Annotated in this window: 1 protein-coding gene; it reads right to left on the bottom strand. The window is 25.4% G+C overall.

Annotation, left to right across the window (positions count from 1 at the left end):
• Positions 1 to 79 precede the first annotated feature (79 nt).
• Complete coding sequence (locus M983_RS17445; RefSeq protein ID WP_281180129.1) at positions 80 to 229, bottom strand: contact-dependent growth inhibition system immunity protein; 150 nt, start codon at positions 227 to 229, stop codon at positions 80 to 82.
• Positions 230 to 232 lie beyond the last annotated feature (3 nt).

The raw sequence follows: 232 nt of genomic DNA, 5'->3' as shown, positions 1-232 counted from the left end.
ATTCAATATTAATTTACTTATTTTAATTATAATAAAAACCACCCAGGTAATATTTAGGTGGTTTTATTAGTTTATTATATTAAACTTTTAAGTTAACACATCGTTTAAAACCTTCTTTTATCGATACACCCAAAAGCTCATCACTACAATTACTATCCAATATAATTGTTGCATTATTAGGTATTTTCTTACCAACCCAATGATCCATTCTTACATGATCTTGAGGAATAAT

Origin of the sequence: Proteus myxofaciens ATCC 19692 (assembly GCF_001654855.1) — a bacterium.
Taxonomy (GTDB): domain Bacteria; phylum Pseudomonadota; class Gammaproteobacteria; order Enterobacterales; family Enterobacteriaceae; genus Proteus; species Proteus myxofaciens.
The sequence above is the reverse complement of the archived record's forward strand: the minus strand, read 5'-3'. Positions and strand labels throughout refer to the sequence as shown.